Origin of the sequence: Klenkia terrae (assembly GCF_900491935.1) — a bacterium.
Taxonomy (GTDB): Bacteria; Actinomycetota; Actinomycetes; order Mycobacteriales; family Geodermatophilaceae; genus Klenkia; species Klenkia terrae.
This window is the reverse complement of record NZ_UEXK01000008.1, coordinates 1-4,182: the sequence shown is the minus strand read 5'-3', so window position 1 is coordinate 4,182 and position 4,182 is coordinate 1. Positions and strand designations below refer to the sequence as shown.

The 4,182-nt window shown below is 75.0% G+C and carries 4 protein-coding genes and 1 pseudogene; 4 read left to right on the top strand and 1 reads right to left on the bottom strand.

The genetic code is table 11. The features are described 5' to 3' along the window. Positions 1-786, bottom strand: a 786-nt coding sequence (locus tag LFA75_RS23535; protein ID WP_225236144.1) for a hypothetical protein, incomplete at its 3' end; no start/stop codon positions are given. 56 nt (positions 787-842) lie between these two features. On the opposite strand from LFA75_RS23535, the gene LFA75_RS23530 reads away from it, so the two are divergent. The 4 genes and pseudogenes from LFA75_RS23530 (at position 843) to proC (ending at position 3,743) form a co-directional block, all read left to right on the top strand. Continuing rightward, positions 843-1,787, top strand: a complete 945-nt coding sequence (locus LFA75_RS23530; protein ID WP_225236143.1) for a Ppx/GppA phosphatase family protein — start codon at positions 843-845, stop codon at positions 1,785-1,787. After that, the gene (locus tag LFA75_RS23525) at positions 1,784-2,629 is read left to right on the top strand and encodes a hypothetical protein (protein WP_225236142.1); all 846 of its coding nucleotides are present in this window, start codon (positions 1,784-1,786) and stop codon (positions 2,627-2,629) included. The genes LFA75_RS23530 and LFA75_RS23525 overlap by 4 nt, the downstream gene beginning before the upstream one ends. Positions 2,630-2,749: 120 nt before the next feature. Further along, positions 2,750-2,851 (top strand): annotated as a pseudogene (locus LFA75_RS24355) (IS982 family transposase); the annotation flags it as partial. A 70-nt stretch (positions 2,852-2,921) separates the two neighbouring features. Beyond that, on the top strand, positions 2,922-3,743 hold the full coding sequence (gene proC / locus LFA75_RS23515; RefSeq protein WP_225236141.1) for a pyrroline-5-carboxylate reductase: 822 nt from the start codon (positions 2,922-2,924) through the stop codon (positions 3,741-3,743). Positions 3,744-4,182 lie beyond the last annotated feature (439 nt).

Genomic DNA, 4,182 nt, shown 5'->3' with positions numbered 1-4,182 from the left:
CCGCCCCACCTGAGCCCAAGCGGGTCCGGAACGCCTGGCGGGGTGCGGGGCCACCAGGCCGAGGTCGAGGCGGGCATGGGTCAGCCGGCGTAGCTCCCGGTAGGCGGCGGGGCCGAGCAGCTCGGTCAGCTCGGCGGCGTAGGTGTCGACCAGCGGCTCGGCCGAGACGTGCGCGGTGGGGGACCCGGTGCACCACCAGTGCAGGTCGTGCCCGCCGGGACCCCACCCGCGGCGGTCGAACTCCCCGATGCTGCTGACCAGCACCCGGGTGTCGTCGGGCCGGTCCACCCACTCCTGCTCCCGGCGCACCGGCAGCTGCCAGCAGACGTCGGGCTTGGTCTCCAGTGGGTGCCGGCCGGTGCGCAGCGCCAGCCCGTGCAGCGCGCACCCGCCGCCGCCGGGGTGGTCGGCGCGGTTGAGGAACACGCAGGCGCCGTCCACCACGCGGGTGCGCAGCGCCTGGTCGTCGTCGTCCAGGTCGTCGGCCTCGGTCCAGTCGCCCGCCCACCGCGGACGGCGCTGCCAGTCGGCGTCGGTGAGCTCGGCGACCGCGGCACCGACCCGCTCGAGGTCGTCGGTGTCGGTGAAGAACGCCCCGTGGTTGCAGCACCCGTCCTCGGCCCGCCCGGCGACCACGCCGGCGCAGCCGCGCCCGTAGACGCAGGTCCAGGCCGAGGTCAGCCAGGTCAGGTCGGCCCGCACGCGGTGCTCGGGGTCGGCCGGGTCGGTGAACTCCAGCCACTCCCGGGCGTGGTCGGGGTCGACTTCCTCCGGCGGCGCCTGCACGGGTCCAGTGCACCACGTGGCCCCTGTGCGGGGAGGACCCGGCAGACTGTCCGGTCATGCGGCTGGGAGTGCTCGACGTGGGTTCGAACACAGTGCACCTCCTGGTGGTCGACGCCCACCGCGGCGCCCACCCGACACCGGCCCACTCGGACAAGACGGTGCTGCGGCTGGCCGAGCACGTGGGCGCCGACGGCGTGCTGTCCAAGGCGGGGGAGAAGGGCCTCCTGGCGGCCGTGCGGCGGGCCCGCGAGGTGGCCACCGAGCAGGGCTGCGAGGAGCTGCTCGGCTTTGTCACCTCCGCCATCCGGGAGGCCTCGAACGGGGCCAAGGTGCTGGAGCGGGTCGTCGAGGCGACCGGCGTGCAGCTGCAGGTGCTCAGCGGGGAGGACGAGGCCCGGCTGACGTTCCTCGCCGTCCGGCGGTGGTTCGGCTGGAGCGCCGGCCGGATCCTGGTGCTCGACATCGGCGGCGGCTCCCTGGAGCTGGCCACCGGCATCGACGAGGACCCCGACGTCGCCCTGTCGGTGCCGCTGGGTGCCGGCCGGATGCCCCGCCGGTTCCTGCCCTCGGCCGAGGCCGGTGGGCGGCCGGACCTCGCCGCCCTGGAGGAGCTGGACGCGCACGCCTCCCGCCTGCTGGCCCCGGCCGGACGACGGCTGGCCGCGGCCGGTGTGCCGGACCTGGTGGTGGCCACCTCGAAGACCTTCCGCACGCTGGCCCGGCTGACCGGTGCCGCGCCCTACTCCGCGGGACTGCGGGTACCCCGGCAGCTCACCGCCGTCGGCCTGGGCCAGCTGGTCGGGTTCGTGTCCCGCATCGACTCCTCGGCGCTGGCCGAGCTCAACGGCGTCTCGGTGGACCGCGCGCACCAGGTGCCGGCCGGCGCGGTCGTGGCGCGGGCGGCCATGCGTGCGGTGGACGTCCCGCTCGTGGCAATCTGCCCGTGGGCGCTGCGCGAGGGCGTCATCCTGCGACGACTGGACGGGTTGGAGGGCGCATGAGCGACGCCGACCACTCCGTCCGCTCGCTGGCGGAGATCCTCCGCGAGCACGGCCTGGAGTCCGACGCCGGCACCCGGCCGGGGACCACCGGCCCGGTGCGCCCGGCGCGGCGCAAGCGCACGGTCGAGGAGACGCGGGCGGACAAGGAGGCCCGCGACGAGGGCTCCCGCCCGGGCCCGGCCGATACCTCCGGACCCGGCGGCGACGACCGCCGGGTCGCCGACCGGCGCACCGGCGCCCGGCGGACCGCGGACACCACCCCGCCGCCGCCCCTGGACGCCCGGGCGCCCAAGCCCGTCGCGCGGGCCACCCCGGAGACCGGGTCCCGGTTCGGCCGGCGCCGCGCACCCGAGCCCGCCCCCTCGACCGTCGAGCAGCCGGTCGCCGGGGAGCCCGGCCCCACCACGGCGGCGATCCCGGGCATGCGCACCGGGCGCACGCCCGGCTTCCCGGCCGGGGTCGGCTCCCGGGCCGGCTCGCCCGAGGTGCCCTCGACCGGCCCGATCCCGAAGATCGTGCTGCCCACCAGGGAGGACGAGGGGGCCGAGCCGCTCACCCGGGCGCAGAGCGCGGTGGCCTGGGCCCGGTTCGTCGGCGAGCTGGTGCTCGCCCTGGCCGTCGGGGTCGGCGTCTACTACCTGTTCACCGTGCTGTGGGAGCTGCTGCCCTACGCCGCGGTGGTGGCCGCGCCGCTGGCCATCGCCGGCATGGTGGGCGGGGTGTCCTTCTGGCGCAGCCGGCACGGGCAGGGGCCGATGGAGACCCGTCTGCTGGTGCTGCTGCTGTTCGCCGGCACCCTGCTGGTCGTCGTCCCCGCGGCCGGGCTGCTCGCCGGCACCTAGATGAGTAAGTCCGAATGACACGGGTGTGATTTCAGGGCGGAGGGTGCTGGGGTACGGGTTGTGACGACCGACCTCAACACCCTCCTGACCTCACTCTATGTCCGCATCGACGACTACCTGGCACGCATCGCTCAACGACTGCTGGCCCTGACCGCCGCGATCTGGCACAACCGCGCCACCGGCCAACCAGTCACAAGATCACTGATCGCCTACGACCACTGATCCAATCGGACTTACTCATCTAGGCCGCCGTCCGCACCGGGGCCCAGGTCGCCCCGCTAGCGTCCTGCGGGTGACCAGCGCACCCACACCGCAGCGTTCCGGGCTCGCCGTCGTCGGCGGCGGCAAGATCGGGGAGGCGCTGGTCTCCGGGCTGGTCCGCCGACCCGGCGCCGCCGAGGGCATCGTCGTGGTGGAGCGGAGCCCCGAGCGGGCCGCCCAGCTGGTCCAGCGGTACGGCGTCCGGTCCCTGGACCTGGCGGGCGCCGCGGCGGCTTGCCGGGTCCTGCTGGTGGCGGTCAAGCCGCAGGACGTCGACGCGCTGCTGGCGCTGCTGGCCCCGCACGTCGACCCGGGTCACCTGGTCGTGTCGGTCGCCGCGGGCGTGCCCACCGCCCGCATCGAGGCCGCGCTGCCCACCGGGACGGCCGTCGTCCGGGTCATGCCCAACACCCCGGCGTTGGTCGACGAGGGGATGAGCGTGCTGTCCGCGGGCGCACACGCCACCCCCGAGCACCTGGACGAGGCCGAGGCCCTGCTGTCGGCCGTGGGGCAGGTGCGGCGGGTGCCGGAGTCCCAGCAGGACGCCGTCACCGCGCTGTCGGGCAGCGGGCCGGCCTACTTCTTCTTCCTGGTCGAGGCCATGATCGACGCGGGGATCCTGCTCGGCCTGCCGCGCACGCTGGCCGCCGACCTGATCGTGCAGACCGCCTTGGGCGCGGCCACGATGCTGCGGGACTCCGGGGAGCACCCCGTGCAGCTGCGCGAGGCGGTCACCAGCCCCGGGGGGACGACGATCGCCGCCATCCGCGAGCTCGAGCGGCACGGCGTCCGGGCCGCCCTGATCGCCGCGATCGAGGCCGCGCACGACCGTTCGGTGGAGCTCGGCCGCTGATCGGCGGAAATTTCTTCCGGTGCTCACGCTGCGTGAGTGCACAACGCCGAACGGTTCGTGTTGGGAACATGTGCCGGGGCTGAGGGGCCGTGTCGCCGTGTCGACATGTCATAGACGCCCCGTGAACAACCGAGCACTGTCAGTCGTGTCGACAAGTGACCAGGACGGACCGGTCCGCCTGTTCGATTCACCCATCGCTTCTGCCCCACCAGGCCCCTAACGTTTCTCCCAGCACGTACGTGACCCGACCGCCGGTGGGGAAGCCGACGGACCGATACGTGCAGTAGCGGAGGAGAAACACCATGACCATGCCCCAGCGCGCCTACCAGGTCCGCCCCTCGCAGCCCGGCCCCCGTCCGGTCGGCCGCCCGGTCTCGGCCGCCTCGGTCGCCCGCCCGGTGCCCGCCGCCCGTCCGGCGGCCGGATGGGCGGCGGGCAC

Excerpts from the sequence above, each read along its gene's own strand:
- LFA75_RS23530 (WP_225236143.1), top strand. The coding sequence starts at position 843 with ATGCGGCTGGGAGTGCTCGACGTGGGTTCGAACACAGTGCACCTCCTG.
- LFA75_RS23525 (WP_225236142.1), top strand. The coding sequence starts at position 1,784 with ATGAGCGACGCCGACCACTCCGTCCGCTCGCTGGCGGAGATCCTCCGC.